Genomic DNA, 18067 nt, shown 5'->3' with positions numbered 1-18067 from the left:
CGCCAGGCGAAGGCCGCCAGTTCCCTGGCACGCACGGTGGCGGGCGTGCTCCGCACGGGTGACGGACGCAGCACGCGGCACGCGGCACGCGCGCGGGCCGGTTACCCACCCCCTTTCACGCGGCCGGAGCGGCTGTTGCTCAGAAGAGCCCGGTGTCGGCGAAGCGCAGGATCAGCTGGGGTGCGCCCGAGAAGGCGACGGCGAGCACCGCGGTCACGGTGATCGCGGCCGTGAGGGGAACCGGTACGCGGCGCTTCACGACCTCGCCCTCGGGTGCCCGGAACAGCAGGGCCGTCCATTGGAGGTAGTAGAACAGCGCGATGACGACGTTGACCGCCATGACGACGGCCAGCCAGCCGAGCCCCGCGTCGACGGCCGCGGAGAAGACCGTGACCTTGGCGAAGAGGCCGATGATGCCGGGCGGCAGTCCGGCGAGGCAGAGCAGGAAGAAGGCCAGGAGCAGGGCCGTCAGGGGGTGGGACGCGTACAGGCCGCGGTAGTCGGCGACGCGGTTGAGGGAGCTCGTACGGCCCACGAGTGCGGCCACCGCGAAGGCGCCGAGGTTCACCGCGGCGTACATGAGGGCGTAGGCGACGGTGGAGCCGATCGAGCGTTCGGGGTCGTCGGAGTACGCGGCGGCGGCGATCGGCACCAGGAGGTAGCCGGCCTGACCGACGGACGACCAGGCGAGCAGGCGTACCGCGCTGTACGCGCGCGTGGCCTGCTGGCGGAGGGCTCCGACGTTGCCGACGGTCATGGTGAGCGCGGCCAGCACCGCGAGTGCCGGTCCCCAGACGTCGGCGTAGGACGGGAAGGCGATGACCGTGACGAGGATCAGGCCGGAGAAACCGACCGCCTTGCCGATCACGGACAGGTAGGCGGCGATCGGCAGGGGCGCGCCCACGTACGTGTCGGGCACCCAGAAGTGGAAGGGCACGGCGGCCGTCTTGAAGGCGAAGCCGACGAGGGTGAGGACGACGCCGGTCTGGGCGAGCGTGGTGAGCTGCCCGTCGACGTGCTGAATGCGGTCGGCCACCTGGGTGAGGTGGAGGGTGCCGGTGGAGGCGTACACGAAGCTGACGCCCATGAGGCTGACCGCGGTCGCGGTGACCGAGGACAGGAAGAACTTCAGGGCCGCTTCGGAGGACCGGCGGTCGCCCTGGCGCAGGCCCACGAGGGCGAAGGCGGGCAGGGAGGCGACCTCCAGGGCGACGATGAGGGTCGCGAGATCGCGGGAGGCGGGCAGGAGCGCGGCGCCGGCCGCCGAGGAGAGCAGCAGGAACCAGTACTCCCCCTCCGGGAGCCCGCGGTCGGCGTCCTTCACCGCGGTGACCGACAGCAGGGCGGTCAGGAGGGCTCCGCCGAGGACCAGGAACTGGATGGCGAGGGTGAAGGTGTCCGCCGTGTAGCTGCACACGTCGGCGTCACCAGTCAGGCAGAACGTCGAGCGGTCGCCGTTCACCAGGGGCAGCAGCATGAGCGCGGCGGCGGCGAGTCCGGCGACCGAGATCCAGCCGAGTACCGACTTCCGGGCGTCCTTGACGAACAGGTCGGTGACGAGGACGACGAGTCCGACGACCGCCGCGATGGTGGGCGGCGCGATGGCGAGCCAGTCGACGGACTGGACCAGGTTCTGGGCGAGGTTCTGGGCCACGCCCTGCCCCAGTGGCTGCGACAGGGGCTCGGTGAGGGGCTGGGCCGGGGAGCTCATCGGGTGCCTCCTGAGAGGAGCTGCTGCACGGCCGGGTCGGTCAGCCCCAGCAGGATCCTGGGCCAGAGTCCGGCGACGACGGTCAGGACGACGAGCGGCGTCCAGGCGGCGAACTCGTACGTGCGTACGTCGGTGAGCTTCGGCGCTTCCCGCGGTACGGCGCCCATGCAGACGCGGCGGACCACGATCAGCATGTACGCGGCGGTCAGTAGCGTGCCGAACGCGGCGACGGCCATGAAGGTGAGGTAGGCGGGGCGGCTGAGGTCGTCGTGCGGGTCGAAGGCGCCGAACAGGGCGAGCATCTCGCCCCAGAAGCCGGCCAGGCCCGGCAGGCCGAGCGAGGCGACCGCGGCGAAGGCGAGGAGGCCGCCGAGGCGGGGTGCCTTGCCGTACAGGGCTGCTCCGGCCTCCTCGGCGAGGGAGTCGAGGTCGGTGGTGCCGGTGCGGTCCTTGAGCGCGCCGACGACGAAGAAGAGCAGGCCGGTGATGAGGCCGTGGGCGATGTTGGCGAACAGGGCGCCGTTCACGCCGGTCGGGGTCATCGTCGAGATGCCCAGCAGGACGAAGCCCATGTGGCCGACGGAGGAGTAGGCGATGAGGCGCTTGAGGTCGCCCTTCGCACCCCTTCTGGCGAGTGCCAGACAGGCCAGGGAGCCGTAGATGATGCCGACGACGGCGAATGCGGCGAGGTAGGGCGCGAAGGCCTGGAAACCGTCCGGTGCGGCCGGAAGGAGGATCCGGACGAACCCGTACGTACCCATCTTCAGCAGGACACCGGCCAGCAGGACCGATCCGACGGTCGGCGCGGCGGTGTGGGCGTCGGGCAGCCAGCTGTGCAGCGGCCACATCGGAGTCTTGACGGCGAGCCCGATCCCGATCGCCAGTACGGCGACGACCTGCACGGACGTGGTCAGCGACCGGCCGTTGTCAGTGGCGAGTGCCACCATGTCGAATGTGCCCGCCGTGAGTCCGATCAGGAGCAGGCCGAGCAGCATGACGACGGAGCCGAGGAGGGTGTAGAGGATGAACTTCCAGGCGGCCGCGGCCCGTCCCTCGCCGCCCCAGCGGGCGATGAGGAAGTACATCGGGATGAGGACCATCTCGAAGGCGAGGAAGAAGAGGATCAGGTCGAGGACGGCGAAGGTCGCGAGGGTGCCGGACTCCAGGACGAGCAGCAGCGCGACGAACGCCTTCGGGCTCGGGCCCGCGGCGCGCGGCGTCAGCCGCTCATGTTGCTGCTTGAAGTACGAGTAGAGCGCGCACAGGAAGGTCAGCAGCGCGGTCAGGACCAGCAGGGGGAGGGAGATGCCGTCGATGCCGAGGTGGATGCGCACGTCGAGTGCGGGGATCCAGCTGATGTCGGTGCCTGCCTGCATCTTCGACGGATGGTCGTGGTCGAAGCCGAGCACGAGGACGATCGCGGCGATGAGGACGGCGCCGGTGACGGTGACGCCGTGCCGCAGGACGGCCTGGTCGGGCGACTTTCCCTTCAGTCCGGGCGGGGCCGGCAGGAGAGCGGCGGCGGCGCCCAGGAGCGGGCCGACGACGATCAACGCCAGAAGGAACTGCATCACGGACTCGTTGATACCGATCACGCCTGCTCACGCTCCCGAGGCGACGAGGACGGCGGCGACCGCGAGGACGACGGTGCCGGCGAGCAGCGCGCTCACATAGGTCTGCACATTGCCGGTCTGGGCCCGGCGTACGGCGGTCCCGAGCCAGCGGGGCAGGGTGCCCGCCCCGCGCACATAGGTGTCGACGACCTCTCGGTCGAGGAACCGGACGAGGCTCGCTCCGGCCTGTACCGGGCGGACGAAGAGGGTCGTGTACACGGTGTCCAGGTGGAAGCCGACGGCCGCGTGCCGGTGCAGCGGGCCCAGCAGGAGCCGTCCGGGATCCGAAGGATCGGGGGCCTGGGCGACGTCTCCGTAGGCCGGCGTGTGACTGGCGATCGCCTCGGCCTCCACCAGCGCGGCGTCGCCCTCCGGGTGAGCCGCGACCGCGCCCAGCGGGGTGCCGTCCGCGAGCGCCGTGGTGTGGCGCCAGGCGGCGTAGGTGACGATGCCGCCGACCAGGGCCACGCCCGTGCCGAGCACGGACGTGGTGAGCGTCGGGGTGAGGTCGTGGCCGTCGAACCAGTCGGGCAGCAGGCGGAACGCCAGCCCTCCGAGGGCGAGTGACGGGATGGCGAGCGCCCAGAGCACCGCGTTCATGACCACCGGCTGCCTGCCGTGGTCGGGTGCCTCGGTGCCCCGCCCGCGGAAGGTCAGCAGCCACAGGCGCATCGCGTACGCGGCGGTGAGCAGGGCCGTGACCAGGCCGGCGACGAGGACGGTCCAGCCCGCGGCGCCGGGCGCGTGTTCGGTGTGGCCGGTGACGACATGCTCCGCGGCCCCGAGGACGGACTCCTTGGAGAAGAAGCCGCTGAAGGGCGGGATCGCGGCGAGTGCGAGCAGCGCCACGGTCATCGTCCAGTAGGCGTCGGGGACACGGTCGCGCTGGTTCCGCATGCGGGACATGGCGGCCAGCGAGTTGGTGCCGGCGGCGTGGATGATCACGCCTGCGGCGAGGAAGAGCAGTGCCTTGAAGGCGCCGTGCGTGAGGAGGTGGAAGACGGCGGCACCGCGGTCGCCCGCGGCGAGAGCGCCGGTCATGTAGCCGAGCTGCCCGATGGTCGAGTAGGCGAGGACGCGCTTGATGTCGTCCTGGGCGAGCGCGGCGAGCGCCGAGCCGACCATCGTGACCGCGGCCATGACGGCCAGGACGACCATCGCGGCCCGCGAGGCCTCGAACAGCGGAAGGAGCCGGGCGACGAAGTACACACCGGCGGTGACCATCGTCGCGGCGTGGATCAGCGCGGAGACGGGCGTCGGGCCCGCCATCGCGTCGGGGAGCCAGGTGTGCAGCGGGAACTGTGCCGACTTGCCCGCCACACCGGCCAGGAGCAGCAGGGCGATCAGGGTCGGGTGGTCGAGGGAGCCACTGGCCACCGCGCCCAGGACCTTGGTGATGCGGAAGGAGCCGACGTCGGTGGCCAGCGCCAGCAGGCCGATCAGGAAGGGGACGTCACCGAGCTTGGTCACCAGGAAGGCCTTGAGGGAGGCCGCGCGCGCCTCCGGGGTCTCCCAGTAGTGGCCGACCAGGAAATACGAGCAGATGCCCATGATCTCCCAGCCCACCAGGAGCACCATCAGGTCGCCGGAGTAGACGACGAGGAGCATCGCGGAGGTGAAGAGGGAGACGAGCGCCGCGTACGAGGGGTAGCGGGGGTCGTCGCGCAGGTAGCCCGTGGAGTAGATCTGCACACAGGTGGCGACGGAGCCGACCAGCACGGCGACAAGAGCGGCGAAGCCGTCGATGTGCAGGGCGAGCTCGATGGGGACCGAGCCTGTGGGCGTCAGCTCCGTTACGGCGTCGACGGCCCGGTCGCCACCCTGGCGGGACGCGACCAGCACGGCGAGGACGAGGGCCGCCAGTGTCGGCAGGACGGCGAGCGGGCGGACGAACCCGGGCGCGGTACGGCCCAGCAGGAGACCGGCGGCGGCCCCGAGGAAGGGGAGAAGGGGAACGAGTACGGCGAGGGTGGTCGTGGTCACGCGGTGGCCTCGGCCTTCTCGGCGGGGGTCCCGGTCGCGGGGCCATCTGTGTCGGGGCCATCGGTGCCGGGACCATCGGTGCCGGGACCATCGGTGCCGGGACCATCGATGTCAGGGCCATCAGCACCGGGGCCGTCGATGTCAGGGCCGTCGGGCTCGTGTCCCTCGGCTGTGTCGCGGAGCCTGTCGATGTCCGAGGTGCCGCGGTTGCGGTGGACGGCGAGCACGATCGCCAGGCCGATACCGACCTCGGCGGCCGCGATGGCGATCGTGAACAGGGTCAGGGCCTGACCGGAGTGCAGGGTCTCCTCGGCGGTCCTGCTGAGCCAGACATCGAAGGCGACCAGGTTGAGGTTGACGGCGTTGAGCATCAGCTCGACCGACATCAGCACGAGGATCGCGTTGCGACGGGCGAGGACGCCGTACAGGCCCGTGCAGAACAGGAGGGCGGAGAGAACGGCGGGATAGGCGAGGTGCATCAGCGGACACCACCCTTGCCGACACCGTCCGGGTCGGTCGGCCGGTGGGCTTCGGCTGTGCGGTTGGTGCCGGGGGCGCCGTCCACCCTGGCCTTGCGGGACAGCACGATCGCGCCGACCAGAGCAGTGAGGAGGAGGATCGAGAGGGCCTCGAAAGGGAGCACCCAGTTCTGGAAGAGGCTCGCGCCGGTCACGGCGGTGGTGCCGGCGGCAGGACCGTCCAGGTCGATCCAGGTGGTGCGGAAGGCGTCGACGACGACCCACACCAGGGCCGCGGCGGCGGCCACTGCCACGGTGAGCGCCGCCCAGCGGTTGCCGGAGTCGGCGTCCGGGGACCGGCCGATGGGTGCCCTGGTGAGCATCAGACCGAACAGGATGAGGACGACGACGGCACCGACGTAGATGAGGACCTGTACCCAGGCGATGAACTCGGCGGTGAGCAGGAGGTACTCGACGGCAAGGCCACCGAGGGCCACCACCAGCCACAGGGCGGCGTGCACGAGCTGCCGGGTGGTGACGGTGACGACGGCGGCGCCGAAGGTGACCAGGCCGACGAGGAGGAAGGCGATCTCCACGCCGGTCGGGGAGAGGAAACCGTGGGATTCGGCGGCCGTGGTCGTGGAGCCCACGGCGAGGTGGCCGACGGTCGCTGCAAGCGTCACTCCCGGCCCTCCTCTTCGGACTGCTCCGCCTGCTGCCTGGAGTCGCCCATCGGGCGGGTGGGCTGCTCAGCGGCGCGGGCCTGCTCGTCGGCGTGCGTTTCCGCCGTTCGGGCCGCCTCCTGCTGGACGGCCAGCTTGTCGGCGGCCTTGCGGGCGGCGACGAGTTCCTTCGGGTCCTCCGCTCCGGGGTCGAGGGCGGGCGGGGCCGGAACCGTCCACATCCACTCACGGAGCTTGTCGCGTTCGTGGGTGAGGTCACGGATGTCGGTCTCGGCGTACTCGAACTCCGGGGACCAGAACAGCGCGTCGAAAGGACAGACCTCGATGCAGATACCGCAGTACATGCACAGGGAGAAGTCGATGGCGAAACGATCCAGGACGTTACGGCTGCGTTCGCGCCCGCCGGGTGCCGCCGCCGGGACCGTCTCCTTGTGGGAGTCGATGTAGATGCACCAGTCCGGGCACTCGCGCGCACACAGCATGCAGACCGTGCAGTTCTCCTCGAACAGACCGATCACACCGCGGGAACGGGGCGGGAGCTCGGGCTGGGCGTCCGGGTACTGCTCGGTGACGGTCCGCTTGGTCATCGTGCGAAGGGTGACGGCCAGACCCTTGGCCAGGCCGCTGCCGGGAATCGACAGGCGGGACCGCCCGGAGGGCGTCGTTGGGGTGCGGTGGTCGGGCGACGAGTGGGACACGGCTACTGGATCACCACCTTGACGATGCCCGTGAGGGCGATCTGAGCGAGGGAGAGGGGGACGAGGAGGGTCCAGGACAATTTCTGGAGCTGGTCCTCGCGCAGGCGCGGGTAGGTCACCCGCAGCCAGATCACGACGAAGGCCAGGACGGCCGTCTTCAGCAGGGTCCACACCCAGCCGAGGCCGTCGGCACCCCACGGCCCGTGCCAGCCACCCAGAAAGAGGACGGTGGTCAGACCGCACAGGACGACGATCCCGGCGTACTCGGCGAGGAGGAACAGGGCGAAGCGCAGGCCGGTGTACTCGGTGTAGGCACCGAAGATGATCTCCGAGTCTGCGACCGGCATGTCGAACGGGGGGCGTTGCAGTTCGGCCAGCCCGGCGACGAAGAAGATGATCGCTCCGACGATCTGCCAGGGCAGCCACCACCACTCGAAGGCGTCGAGGATGCCGACGAGCGAGACGGTGCCGGCTGCCATCGCCACCGAGGCCGCGGTGAGCAGCATCGGGAGTTCGTATGCGAGGAGCTGGGCTGCGGTGCGCAGGCCACCGAGAAGGGAGAACTTGTTGGCGGAGGACCAGCCGGCCATGAACGATCCGAGGACGCCCACACCCATGACCGCGAGGACGAAGAAGATGCCCGCGTCGATGACCTGACCGACCGCGCCCTCTCCGGGGCCGACGGGGATGGCCAGGAGGACCAGGAGGTAGGGCAGGAGGGCCACGGCGGGGGCCAGTTGGAAGATGCGGCGGTCCGCGTCGGCGGGGACCACGTCCTCCTTCTGTGCGAACTTCACCCCGTCCGCGACGAGTTGTGCCCAGCCGTGGAAACCGCCGGCGTACATCGGGCCGAGACGGCCCTGCATGTGCGCCATCACCTTGTGCTCGGTCTGGCCGACGATCAGGGGGAAGGTGAGGAAGACGACGAAGACGATCAGAAGCCGCAGGGTGACGTCCAGCACGTCGTTCACTGCGAGCCTCCTGAGGAGTCCGGGCGGTACTCGTTCTGCGGGCTGTCGGAGCCACCGGGGCCGTCAGAGATCCCGGAGGTTCCGGGGTCGTCGGAGGCGCCGGGGTCGTCGGAGGCGCCGGGGTCGTCGGAGGTTCCGGATTCTTCGGAGGCGCCGAGCTGGTCCGAAGTGCCGGGCCCGCTCGGGGTGCCGGGCCCGCTCGGGGTGCCGGGCCCGCTCGGGGTGCCGGGCCCGCTCGGGATCTCTGTGGCATCCGGGGTCATGTCCGGCCGCGGTTCCATCCCGCGACGCGGCCCGGGCTCGGGCCCGGGCTCGGGCTCGGGCCCGGGTGCGGGCTCCGGGGCGGGCTCGGGCCCGGGTGCGGGCTCCGCGAAGGCGGGACGGGCGTGGTGCCATGGGGCGTCCGGGCTGCGGGGTACGGAGGGCGCCGCCTTGGGAGCCGGTTCCTCGGTGTGCGGGGACGTAGCGGTGTCGGCGCCGAGAGGGGCGTCGGGCCCGCCGGGCGTCCCGTCCGACGTCCCTGTGTCGGAGGCGGATCGCCGGCTCGCGGAGCCCACCGACTTGCTCCGGGTACGCCGGGAATCCGCGGAACCGCTGCCGCCCGCCCCGGCCCGCTGCGACGCCGAGCCTTCGCCGGCGCTGCGCGCGCGTCCAGTCGGTGGGGCAGCCGACCCGTCGACGTCCTGCGCGGCAGAGCCCTGCCCAGCCGCGGTCTCCACCGCGGGCTCGTCCGTCGGGGCGCCCGTCCGCTGGGATGCGGAGCCCTCGCTCGCGCTCCGCGTCCGCCGGGCCGGCGGAGCAGCCGAGGGCTCGGCGGTCGGGAGCGCCTGACTGGCCGAACCCTCCGCCGACGTGCGGGAACGACGTGGAGAGGCGGGAGCGTCGGCGCCGGATGCCGTCTGGCTGGCGGAGCCCTCGCCGGCTGTGCAAGTCCGACGGGCCGGGCGGTCACCCGCCGCGCGGGCCGGACGTTCCCCCGACGCTCGCCCCGCCCCGCGTGCCGGGCGGGCCGGAGCCGCGGGGAGCCTGCCCTTCAGCGGGCCCCACTCGTTGGGATCGGGGACCCCCGGCGGCAGCATCTGCCGGCGTCGGGGGCCGCCGTGGTCGGACTCACCCGGCTCCTTCGCCCCGGGCCAGGCCTTGGCGACGCGTGCGGCGAGGACGAAGTCCTTCCGCAGCGGGTGGCCCTCGAAGTTCTCCGGCAGGAGCAGGTGGTCCAGCGCGGGGTGGTCCTCGAAGGCCACGCCGAACATCTCGTGGGTCTCCCGCTCGTGCCAGGCAGCGCCCGCGTACACCGCGACGGCGGTGGGCAGGACCGGGGACTCGTGCGGGACCGTCGTACGCAACAGCAGTCGGCGCACCGGTCCGAGCGCCACGACGTGCGCCGCCACACGAAACCCCGTGCCCGGCTCGTCGACCGCGCTCAGCCAGTCGAAGTAGGTGCAGCCCAGCCGGTCGCGCGCGGTCTCCAGAGCGGAGATCCAGGACATGGGTGGCACGTCCACGGTGAGGACGCCGTACGACTCCTCGGCCGTGGCCTCGGTGCCGAAGAGTTCTCCGGCGTCGGCGGGCAGCCAGCCGACCGCGGTCATCGCGCCTCCCCCGGCTCCGGGCCCGAGTTCGGGGTCGTGCCGGAGCCGGAGTTCCGGGCCGGGCCGGCGTCAGGGACCGGCGGCGGGACCAGGCCGCTCTGCAGCGCGGCCGTCGACGGTCGGGGCGAGGTGCCGTACCGCTCCCCCAGCGACTCCCGCGCGATCTTCTCCTGGAGCTTCAGGATCCCCTGGAGCAGCGCCTCGGGGCGCGGGGGGCAACCGGGAACATAGACGTCGACCGGGATGATCTGGTCGACGCCCTTCGTCACGGAGTAGGAGTCCCAGTAGGGGCCACCGCAGTTGGAGCAGGCGCCGAAGGAGATGACGTACTTCGGCTCGGGCATCTGCTCGTACAGGCGCTTGACGGCCGGCGCCATCTTGTCGGTCACCGTGCCCGAGACCACCATCAGGTCGGCCTGGCGGGGGCCGGGCGCGAAGGGGATGACGCCGAGCCGGATGAAGTCGTGGCGGGCCATCGACGCGGCAATGAACTCGATGGCGCAGCAGGCGAGGCCGAAGTTGAAGACCCAGAGGGAGTACCGGCGGCCCCAGTTCAGGACGACCTTCATCGGCTCGGGGGCGAGGCGCGCGAGTGCGCCCAGCCTCTTGGGCTCGGGAAGGAGCACGGGTTCGGAGGAGTTCACGTCCATGACAGGACGCCCTTCTTGTATGCGTACAACAGACCCACGGCGAGGAAGCCGAGGAAGATGAACATCTCCACGAGGGTCGTCGCGCCGTAACCGGGGTCGGCGAAGACCGTCGCCCAGGGGAAGAGGAAGATCGAGTCCACCGCGAAAATGACGTAGAGAAACGCGTAGACGTAGTAGCGGACCTGGGTGTGCGCCCAGCCGTCACCGACGGGGTCGACACCGCACTCGTAGGTCAGCAGCTTCTCGGGCGTCGGGACCACGGGCCGTAGCAGGCGTCCGGCGCCGAAGGCGACGGCGACGAAGAGCACGCCGACGACGGCGAGCAGCCCGACGACCGAGTAGGACTGGAAATGGTCCGCGGCGAGCCCGACGGTCGCGCCGGAGACGGGCACATCGACGACCGGTACATCGGAGACGGGTACATCGACGGCGATTACATCGCCGACGGTCGGTTCCGGCACGTGCGTCCCTCGCTCCCTGTCCTGAACGCTTCTGTTCGACGATCTGTACGCACGGGAGTCTAGGGCCTGATAAAGAGACGGTAAGCAGCCCGTCGCACCTTGAGACGCGGGGGTGGGGTTTTCCTCAGTGCATCCCGGCGGTCCACCTCATGGCGCGGTGCCGCGCCGCACGGCACGCTGACTCGTATGACCGAACGCCTCTCGACATCGAGCCCCGCCGGGACCATCGGCGCAGCGACCGACGACCGCCCGCCGCCGGCCCGTCTCGCGTACGACCGGCACACCTGGAAGGAGGTCGCCCACCTGCTGGCGAACTTCCCGGCGGCGCTGATCGGATTCACCTACGTCGTGACGATGCTGGCCGTCGGCGTCGGGTTGACGATCACGGTGATCGGGCTCCCGCTGCTGGCGGCCGGACTGCTGGGCGCTCGGCAACTGGGCAAGCTGGAGAGGGCGCGGGCCCGGGCACTGCTCGGGGTGCGGGTGGACGAGCCGAGCCGGCTGCCGTGGCGGAGCGGGGACGGGTTCTTCGCACAGTTGTGGATGTCGTTGAAGGACCCGGTGGGCTGGCGCACCGTGCTCTACGACTTCATACGGCTCCCGTGGGGCATCCTCACCTTCGTCATCACGTTGACGTCGCTGTTCGTGCTCTGGCCGGTCCTCCCGTTCATCGCGCGGGGCCTGGCCAACGCCGACCGGGCGATGGTGCGCGGGCTGCTCTCCCCTTCTGACGAGCTGGAGCGGCGGATCGCCGAACTGGAGTCGGACCGGGGGGTCGTCGTGGACACGGCGGCGGCCGACCTGAGGCGCATCGAGCGCGACCTGCACGACGGAGCCCAGGCCCGACTGGTCAACCTGGCCATGGGACTGGGTCTGGCCAAGGAGAAGCTCCTGGAGGACCCCGACGCCGCGGCTGCCATGGTCGACGAGGCGCACGGCGAGGTGAAGTTGGCCCTCCAGGAGCTGCGGGACCTGGCGCGCGGCATCCATCCCGCCGTCCTGACCGACCGCGGCCTGGACGCGGCACTCTCCTCGGTCGCCTCCCGGTGCACTGTGCCGGTCAAGGTGACCGTCGACCTGGCGGAGCGTCCCGCGGCGGCCATCGAGGGCATCGCCTACTTCACCGTCTCGGAACTGCTTCAGAACATCAGCAAGCACAGCGGGGCCAAGTCCGCCTCCGTCGAGGTGTGGCGGTCGTCCGACCGGCTGCTCATACAGGTGGGCGACGACGGTCGCGGGGGCGCGCGTCTCGACGGCGGCACCGGGATGAAGGGCCTTGCCGACCGGCTGACCGCCGTCGACGGTCTCTTCGTCGTCGACTCGCCGGAAGGCGGCCCGACAGCGGTCACGGCCGAGCTGCCGTGGCGCGACCGCGAGGACACCACCAAGATCTCGCGCGCGTCCGCCACCAGGTGACGGACATACTCCTGCCCCCGCCCCCGCCTCCCGGGGTGGGGAAAACCCCCCTTCTGAGACGCCGACGAGCTCCATGGCCCGTGGGTGCGCGGTCGAGGAGGGTGGGGTTACGAGAGCACAGCCGTACGACGAGGAGAAGGACGGCACCGATGGCCACGGAATACGGACAGAGTTACGGGTTCGGGAGCGGGCCCGGCTTCCCCGGGGACACCGGTGCGCGTCGCCACCGGCTGCCGGCAGGGCTGCGGGCACCTTTCGAGGCCCGCAGTTGGCGGGAGTTCGGCTACGTGCTGCTGAGCCTGCCGATGGGCATCCTGCTCTTCACGTACGCCATCACGATGACGGCGCTCGGAGCGGGCCTGCTGGTGACGTTCCTGGGCGTTCCGGTGCTGGCGGCCGCACTCGCCGGGTGCCGCGGCCTCGGCGCGGTGGAAAGGGCACGGGCCCGCGTGCTGCTGGGTCTCAGGGTGTCCGATCCGGAGCCGCTGCGACTGAAGAAGCGGGGCGCCATGGGCTGGATGGGAGCCGTGCTGAAGAGCGGCGCCTCCTGGCGGAGCCTGCTGTACGCGGTACTGCAGTTCCCGTGGTCGGTGTTCTCGTTCGTCGTCGCTGTGAACGTCTGGGCGTTCGGCTGGGCGATGCTGACGTACCCGCTGTGGTTCTGGGTCTTCCCGGTGTACGCCGGCCAGGACGGGCTCCAGCTGTACGGCGACCAGACGCACCAGGTCTACCTGGACAACCCCTTCGAGATCACCGTGACCGCGCTGGTCGGACTCCTGTTCACGCTGGCGACGCCCTGGATCGTCCGGGCGCTGACGACGGTGGACCGGTTGATGGTGCACGGGCTGCTCGGACCGTCGCGGCTGGCGACGCGGGTGGTGGAGCTGGAGTCGGACCGGGGGGTCGTGGTGGACACGGCAGCCGCTGACCTGCGACGCATCGAGCGCGACCTGCACGACGGAGCCCAGGCCCGCCTGGTCAACCTGGCCATGGACCTGGGACTCGCCAAGGAGAAGCTGAGGGAGGACCCGCGTGCGGCGGCTGTCATGGTGGACGAGGCTCACGGCGAGGTGAAGACGGCGCTCCAGGAGCTGCGGGACCTGGCCCGCGGCATCCATCCGGCCGTCCTGACCGACCGTGGCCTGGACGCGGCGCTGTCGGCGGTCGCCTCGCGCTGCGCCGTGCCGGTGCGTGTCGAGGTCGATCTGACGGAGCGACCGGCGTCGGCGATCGAGGGGATCGCGTACTTCACGGTGTCGGAGTTGCTGCAGAACATCAGCAAGCACGCACGGGCCACGTCGGCCGCCGTGGAGGTCTGGCGGGTGGAGAACCGGCTGATGCTCCAGGTCGTGGACAACGGCGTGGGCGGGGCGGCCGCCACTGCCGGGTCGGGACTGGCGGGACTGGCGGAGCGACTCGACGCGGTGGACGGGATCCTCGTGGTGGACTCGCCGGCCGGCGGACCGACGCGGGTGACGGCGGAGCTGCCGTGGCGGAGCGAGCCGGTGGCCAGGTGAGGCGTCGAGTCAACCGCCGCTGAAGCCCGCCACCGAAGCACGCCACCGAAGCCCGCCACCGAAGCCGCCGCCGAAGCCCGCCACCGAAGCCGCCGCTGAAAGCCCCCGCTGAGGCCTCGCGCCACACCCCAGCCTCCCCAGGCACGACGGCGTGATCGGAATCCGGCCATCAAGCGGCCGGACCCGGACTGGCACACCGGTCTTCCCGTCGTCTTCCCACTGCCCGAGCCCATTCGGCCCCCGATGGTGGAATGCTGGACCGGCACGGACGGTTCGTGAACGCGGCATGGGCCGCGCGGGCCGCGACGTGTGGGGCGGGCTGTGGGGGGCCGAAGATCGTGGAGGACAGGGTGCGGGTGGTCATCGCCGAGGATTCAGTGCTGCTCAGGGAAGGGTTGACCCGGTTGCTGACCGACCGCGGGCACGAGGTCGTCGCCGGCGTCGGTGACGGTGGGGCACTCATCAAGGCCATCACCGAGCTGGACGCGCAGGGACAGCTGCCCGACGTCGTGGTGGCGGACGTACGGATGCCGCCGACACACACCGACGAGGGCGTGCGCGCCTCCGTGCAGTTGCGCAAGGCACACCCCGGCCTCGGCGTCCTGGTGCTGTCCCAGTACGTGGAGGAGCGTTACGCCACGGAACTGCTGGCCGGCTCCACTCGTGGCGTCGGCTACCTGCTCAAGGACCGGGTGGCCGAGGTGCGGGAGTTCGTGGACGCGGTGGTTCGCGTGGCCCAGGGCGGTACGGCCCTGGACCCGGAGGTGGTCGCGCAGTTGCTCGGGCGCAGCCGCAAGCAGGACGTCCTCGCGGGGCTGACACCCCGCGAGCGGGAGGTCCTGGGGCTCATGGCCGAGGGCCGGACGAACTCGGCGATCGCACGGCAGCTCGTCGTGAGCGACGGGGCCGTTGAGAAACACGTCAGCAACATCTTCATGAAGCTGGGGCTGTCCCCGAGCGACGGCGATCACCGACGGGTGCTTGCCGTACTCACGTATCTCAATTCCTGAGGTCAGCGGTCCACGCCTCGGAAACGGTCGTCGGACCCGACCCGCCCGGCTGTCTCTTCCGAACGCGAGAGAGACCGAAGTACGAAGCACCGACAGGGTGTGTCTTCACGAACGTCACGAGTGCCGGGGGGCGGAAACCGTGGAATGCCAGTGCGGCGGGCCATCACCGAGTCATGTCCATCATGCGAATGTCCACCGGAAGTCAGCCCGTGCGGACGTAGGGTTGATCCCGGGACGGTCGGTGGGAGACCAGCCCCCTGACAGCCGCCTCGAAGGAGGTCCAGTTCAGTGACCAGCCAGGTCAGCAGCCCAGCGGAGCAGGCCGACGGATCCGTCGTAGGAGAGCAGCGTAAACCGGGCGGGGCGAAGGACGTCCGCCGGCTCGACCGGGTGATCATCCGGTTCGCGGGGGACTCGGGCGACGGGATGCAGCTCACCGGCGACCGTTTCACCTCGGAGACCGCGTCGTTCGGCAACGACCTGTCGACGCTGCCGAACTTCCCGGCCGAGATCCGGGCACCCGCCGGCACCCTGCCGGGCGTCTCGTCCTTCCAGTTGCACTTCGCCGACCATGACATCCTCACCCCCGGTGACGCGCCGAACGTGCTGGTCGCGATGAACCCGGCCGCGTTGAAGGCGAACATCGACGACCTGCCGCGCGGCGCGGAGATCATCGTCAACACGGACGAGTTCACCAAGCGCGCGATGCAGAAGGTCGGCTACGACACCTCCCCCTTGGAGGACGGTTCTCTCGACGGTTACCACCTGCACCCGGTGCCGTTGACCACGCTGACGGTCGAGGCCCTCAAGGAGTTCGACCTCACCCGCAAGGAGGCCGAGCGCAGCAAGAACATGTTCGCGCTCGGGCTGTTGAGCTGGATGTACCACCGGCCCACCGAGGGCACGGAGAAGTTCCTGAAGACGAAGTTCGCGAAGAAGCCCGACATCGCCGCGGCGAACATCGCCGCGTACCGGGCGGGCTGGAACTTCGGTGAGACCACGGAGGACTTCGCGGTCTCCTACGAGGTGGCTCCGGCCGCCACGGCGTTCCCGCCGGGCACCTACCGCAACATCTCCGGGAACCTGGCGCTGGCCTACGGCCTGATCGCCGCCTCCCGCCAGGCCGACCTGCCGCTCTTCCTCGGCTCCTACCCCATCACCCCGGCATCCGACATCCTGCACGAACTGTCGAAGCACAAGAACTTCGGTGTGCGGAGCTTCCAGGCCGAGGACGAGATCGCCGGGATCGGCGCGGCGCTGGGCGCGGCGTTCGGCGGCTCGCTCGCCGTCACCACCACCAGCGGCCCCGGTGTGGCCCTGAAGTCCGAGACGATCGGGCTGGCAGTGAGCCTGGAGCTGCCGTTGCTGGTCGTGGACATCCAGCGCGGCGGGCCGTCGACCGGTCTGCCGACCAAGACGGAGCAGGCGGATCTGCTGCAGGCGATGTACGGGCGCAACGGCGAGGCACCGGTCCCGGTCGTCGCGCCGCGCACCCCGGCGGACTGCTTCGACGCGGCACTGGAGGCGGCACGGATCGCGCTGGCCTACCGCACCCCGGTCTTCCTCCTCTCCGACGGCTACCTCGCCAACGGCAGCGAACCCTGGCGGATCCCGGAGACCGACGAGCTGCCGGATCTCACGGTGCGGTTCGCCCAGGGACCGAACCACGCCCTGGACGACGGCACCGAGGTGTTCTGGCCCTACAAGCGCGACCCGCACACCCTCGCCCGACCCTGGGCGGTGCCGGGCACGCCCGGTCTGGAGCACCGGATCGGCGGTATCGAGAAGCAGGACGGCACCGGGAACATCTCCTACGACCCGGCCAACCACGACTTCATGGTCCGCACCCGCCAGGCCAAGATCGATGGCATCGACGTACCGGACGTCGAGGTCGACGACCCGGACGGCGCGCGGACCCTGGTCCTGGGCTGGGGTTCGACATACGGGCCGATCACGGCCGCCGTGCGCCGGCTGCGCGCAGCCGGCGAGGCCGTCGCGCAGGCACACCTGCGCCACCTCAACCCGTTCCCGCACAACCTCGGCGCGGTACTGAAGAGGTACGACAAGGTGGTGATCCCCGAGATGAACCTCGGCCAGCTCGCCACCCTGATCCGGGCGAAGTACCTCATCGACGCCCAGTCGTACAACCAGGTCAACGGCATGCCGTTCAAGGCGGAACAACTCGCCACGGTCCTGAAGGAGGCCATCGATGGCTGAGGCACTGAAACTGGTCCCCAGGGCCGAGGGCAAGCAGTCCATGAAGGACTTCAAGTCCGACCAGGAAGTCCGCTGGTGCCCCGGCTGCGGCGACTACGCCGTCCTCGCCGCCGTGCAGGGCTTCATGCCCCAGCTCGGCCTGGCCAGGGAGAACATCGTCTTCGTCTCCGGCATCGGCTGCTCCTCCCGCTTCCCGTACTACATGAACACCTACGGGATGCACTCCATCCACGGTCGCGCCCCGGCCATCGCCACCGGCCTGGCCACCTCCCGCCGCGACCTGTCCGTCTGGGTCGTCACCGGCGACGGCGACGCCCTCTCCATCGGCGGCAACCACCTCATCCACGCCCTTCGCCGGAACGTCAACCTGAAGATCCTCCTCTTCAACAACCGGATCTACGGCCTGACCAAGGGCCAGTACTCCCCCACCTCCGAAGTCGGCAAGATCACCAAGTCGACGCCGATGGGATCACTGGACGCGCCCTTCAACCCGGTCTCACTCGCCATCGGCGCGGAGGCGTCGTTCGTGGCCCGGACCGTCGACTCGGACCGCAAGCACCTCACCGAGGTCCTGCGCCAGGCCGCCGAGCACCCGGGCACGGCCCTGGTCGAGATCTACCAGAACTGCAACATCTTCAACGACGGCGCCTTCGACGTCCTCAAGGACAGGCAACAGGCCGAGGAAGCCGTCATCCGCCTCGAACACGGCCGGCCGATCCGCTTCGGCACCGACGGCACGAAGGGCGTCGTACGCGACCCGGCCACCGGTGACCTCAAGGTCGTCACCGTCACCGCGGACAACGAGTCCGGCATCCTGGTCCACGACGCGCACGCCGCGTCCCCGACCACCGCCTTCGCCCTCTCCCGGCTCGCCGACCCCGACACCCTGCACCACACCCCCATCGGCGTCCTGCGCTCCGTCGACCGGCCCGTCTACGACACCCTCATGACCGAGCAGCTCGACACCGCCGTCGAGCAGAACGGCAAGGGCGACCTCGCCGCGCTGTTGGCCGGTGGCGACACCTGGACCGTCGTCGGCTGAGGCCGGCGGCAGTTCGCACCTTGCAAGAGCCCGGGCGGATCGCCC

15 protein-coding genes are annotated in these 18067 nt (G+C 70.6%); 5 read left to right on the top strand and 10 right to left on the bottom strand.

Translation table 11 applies throughout. From position 1 onward, the window contains the following. Positions 1 to 139: 139 nt before the first annotated feature. The 10 genes from ABEA26_RS17930 to ABEA26_RS17885 form a co-directional block, all read right to left on the bottom strand. Entirely contained in the window at positions 140 to 1711 is a 1572-nt protein-coding gene (locus tag ABEA26_RS17930) for an NADH-quinone oxidoreductase subunit N (protein ID WP_345593487.1), read from the bottom strand. After that, the gene (locus ABEA26_RS17925; protein WP_345593485.1) at positions 1708 to 3306 is read right to left on the bottom strand and encodes a complex I subunit 4 family protein; all 1599 of its coding nucleotides are present in this window, start codon (positions 3304 to 3306) and stop codon (positions 1708 to 1710) included. The genes ABEA26_RS17930 and ABEA26_RS17925 overlap by 4 nt, the downstream gene beginning before the upstream one ends. A 6-nt stretch (positions 3307 to 3312) precedes the next feature. Beyond that, positions 3313 to 5307, bottom strand: coding sequence for an NADH-quinone oxidoreductase subunit 5 family protein (locus tag ABEA26_RS17920; protein ID WP_345593483.1), 1995 nt, complete (start codon positions 5305 to 5307; stop codon positions 3313 to 3315). Then, a complete protein-coding gene (nuoK, locus tag ABEA26_RS17915; RefSeq protein ID WP_345593481.1) occupies positions 5304 to 5786 on the bottom strand; it encodes an NADH-quinone oxidoreductase subunit NuoK in 483 nt (160 codons plus the stop codon). Before nuoK ends, ABEA26_RS17920 begins: the two co-directional genes overlap by 4 nt. Beyond that, a complete protein-coding gene (locus ABEA26_RS17910) occupies positions 5786 to 6448 on the bottom strand; it encodes an NADH-quinone oxidoreductase subunit J family protein (protein WP_345593480.1) in 663 nt (220 codons plus the stop codon). The genes nuoK and ABEA26_RS17910 overlap by 1 nt, the downstream gene beginning before the upstream one ends. Beyond that, positions 6445 to 7035 carry a 4Fe-4S binding protein gene (locus ABEA26_RS17905; protein WP_345593478.1) on the bottom strand — a complete coding sequence of 197 codons (591 nt, stop codon included), beginning with the start codon at positions 7033 to 7035 and terminating at the stop codon, positions 6445 to 6447. The genes ABEA26_RS17910 and ABEA26_RS17905 overlap by 4 nt, the downstream gene beginning before the upstream one ends. 113 nt (positions 7036 to 7148) lie before the next feature. Continuing rightward, the gene (locus ABEA26_RS17900; RefSeq protein ID WP_345593476.1) at positions 7149 to 8117 is read right to left on the bottom strand and encodes a complex I subunit 1/NuoH family protein; all 969 of its coding nucleotides are present in this window, start codon (positions 8115 to 8117) and stop codon (positions 7149 to 7151) included. Then, positions 8114 to 9709: an NADH-quinone oxidoreductase subunit C gene (locus ABEA26_RS17895; protein ID WP_345593475.1), complete on the bottom strand. Its 1596-nt coding sequence runs from the start codon at positions 9707 to 9709 to the stop codon at positions 8114 to 8116. Before ABEA26_RS17895 ends, ABEA26_RS17900 begins: the two co-directional genes overlap by 4 nt. Next, positions 9706 to 10359 carry an NADH-quinone oxidoreductase subunit B gene (locus ABEA26_RS17890; RefSeq protein ID WP_345593473.1) on the bottom strand — a complete coding sequence of 218 codons (654 nt, stop codon included), beginning with the start codon at positions 10357 to 10359 and terminating at the stop codon, positions 9706 to 9708. The genes ABEA26_RS17895 and ABEA26_RS17890 overlap by 4 nt, the downstream gene beginning before the upstream one ends. Further along, on the bottom strand, positions 10350 to 10820 hold the full coding sequence (locus ABEA26_RS17885) for an NADH-quinone oxidoreductase subunit A (protein ID WP_425587860.1): 471 nt from the start codon (positions 10818 to 10820) through the stop codon (positions 10350 to 10352). The genes ABEA26_RS17890 and ABEA26_RS17885 overlap by 10 nt, the downstream gene beginning before the upstream one ends. Positions 10821 to 11006: 186 nt before the next feature. Here ABEA26_RS17885 and ABEA26_RS17880 point away from each other — a divergent pair, with 186 nt between their 5' ends. From ABEA26_RS17880 to ABEA26_RS17860, 5 genes are all read left to right on the top strand, one after another. Then, positions 11007 to 12236: a sensor histidine kinase gene (locus ABEA26_RS17880; protein WP_345593471.1), complete on the top strand. Its 1230-nt coding sequence runs from the start codon at positions 11007 to 11009 to the stop codon at positions 12234 to 12236. Positions 12237 to 12385: 149 nt separating this feature from the next. Then, complete coding sequence (locus ABEA26_RS17875; RefSeq protein WP_345593470.1) at positions 12386 to 13753, top strand: sensor histidine kinase; 1368 nt, start codon at positions 12386 to 12388, stop codon at positions 13751 to 13753. A gap of 338 nt (positions 13754 to 14091) precedes the next feature. Further along, the gene (locus tag ABEA26_RS17870) at positions 14092 to 14763 is read left to right on the top strand and encodes a response regulator transcription factor (protein WP_345593527.1); all 672 of its coding nucleotides are present in this window, start codon (positions 14092 to 14094) and stop codon (positions 14761 to 14763) included. A gap of 288 nt (positions 14764 to 15051) precedes the next feature. Further along, positions 15052 to 16980, top strand: coding sequence for a 2-oxoacid:acceptor oxidoreductase subunit alpha (locus ABEA26_RS17865; RefSeq protein WP_345593468.1), 1929 nt, complete (start codon positions 15052 to 15054; stop codon positions 16978 to 16980). Beyond that, positions 16973 to 18022, top strand: a complete 1050-nt coding sequence (locus tag ABEA26_RS17860) for a 2-oxoacid:ferredoxin oxidoreductase subunit beta (protein WP_345593466.1) — start codon at positions 16973 to 16975, stop codon at positions 18020 to 18022. Before ABEA26_RS17865 ends, ABEA26_RS17860 begins: the two co-directional genes overlap by 8 nt. Positions 18023 to 18067: the final 45 nt, after the last annotated feature.

The organism is Streptomyces marokkonensis (assembly GCF_039539045.1).
Lineage (GTDB): Bacteria > Actinomycetota > Actinomycetes > Streptomycetales > Streptomycetaceae > Streptomyces > Streptomyces marokkonensis.
Note: the sequence above shows the minus strand (reverse complement) of the source record. Positions and strands in the feature narration are given on the sequence as shown.